The sequence below is a fragment of the Flavobacterium aurantiibacter genome (assembly GCF_002251775.1).
GTDB lineage: Bacteria > Bacteroidota > Bacteroidia > Flavobacteriales > Flavobacteriaceae > Flavobacterium > Flavobacterium aurantiibacter.
In genome coordinates, this window is record NZ_NOXX01000053.1 from 1 (window position 1) to 1,386 (window position 1,386).

The following is a 1,386-nucleotide window of genomic DNA, read 5'->3' on the forward strand; positions in this document are numbered from 1 at the left end:
CGACATTACTTGGAGAAAAGATGTAACAGCGGATAATTATAAAGACAAGGGTGTGTTAGGAAAAGGTGAAATTTACAGAGGTATTACATACGCGCGAACAAAAGAATGGAATAACGACAAATATAAGGGCACGGTTGTTGAAGTTTATCGTCAAGACGGTTCAGGTTTAGATTACTACAAACCAAATAGCTTTGGAATGTACAAATTTCCAGAGTCAGGTCGAGGCTTCTCTAGATATACAAAACCTGATGGTAGTTCTAATGGAAATAATGACAGTTATAAGGTTAATGGTTTAATGCAGAAAGGAGACAACTACGCTTCTGCTGAAACGTTTGCAGGCTTTTATAACGCAATTCAAGATTTTTATTCCGAGACGGGTGTCAGTATTCATTATGGTGATATTTCAGCCGCTGATCCCTCAATTAATCTGGGACATTCAACTCATTTTTCTGGCGACTCAATTGACATTCATTATTTTGATCAAAATGGCGGCGAGCTTAGGGGAAAATCGTCCTATCTGAATGCAGATATACCACTTACCAATTCTTTTTTCAAACACGCTCAAAATAATGGATTTAATAAAAACTATTCATATGGGGGCAGATTTAATCATACAGGAAACAATAACCAAGGCAAACATAAAGATCATTTACATATAGGAAGATGAAAATAATATTAGTCTGTATCATAATATACTTAAACTTTGAAATCATCGATAAAGGGAATCAAGGAGACGAAGTTACCTTTTGTAGATTTCAAAATGATGATGTTTCTAGCTTAGGGATAGGTGTTGCTATTTGGAACGGCGATTTAGACACCCCAATTAAAATATATGCTACCAATCGATTGAATAGGGTTTCTATAAACTTTAAGCCAGAAAGCGAAGAAAACGTAGATGCTTGTCCCCTTTTTCAAAAAACCGATTACGGAATATTTCATTTCATAGTGACAGGTAACTTCAAAAATAGTCTACGGATTCTATACAATAAAGATAAAGTAGGATATATAAAAAAAGGTGAGAATTTTGAATTTAACAGGTGGTCAACTTTTTTGACTAAAGTTGTAACTGGCGTCCGCATAAAAAAAGGAAAACAAATATTTACTGTAATTAAGGTTTTAAATGAATACATTTACGTGTGCGACAATAAAAATAAAAAGTTAAAAATTCGATGGAGAAAAGGTGAAAAACTGCTAATTGACATTTTTTTGTTAGAATAACAAGACGGTTATTTGGTGCATTTATCATAGAACGTGGTATTTCTAACAAAAGTTCGTGGACGCTAAGCTACTAACCTGCCGCCCGCTTCTACGACCCGCGTTTTAGTTTTTGGTATGGTGTGCATCCGTTGGCGGAGAAAACAAGGGATGCGTATGGGTATTGTTACC

General features: G+C 35.1%; 2 protein-coding genes. Both read left to right on the top strand.

All coding sequences use genetic code 11. From position 1 onward, the window contains the following. Nucleotides 1–667: hypothetical protein (locus CHX27_RS15435; protein WP_165764406.1), on the top strand; the 667-nt coding region annotated here is incomplete at its 5' end. Beyond that, a complete protein-coding gene (locus CHX27_RS00590; protein WP_094484847.1) occupies nucleotides 664–1,218 on the top strand; it encodes a hypothetical protein in 555 nt (184 codons plus the stop codon). The genes CHX27_RS15435 and CHX27_RS00590, both read left to right, overlap by 4 nt. Nucleotides 1,219–1,386: the final 168 nt, after the last annotated feature.

Coding starts and splice junctions, on each gene's coding strand:
- CHX27_RS00590 (WP_094484847.1), top strand. CDS start 664: ATGAAAATAATATTAGTCTGTATCATAATATACTTAAACTTTGAAATC.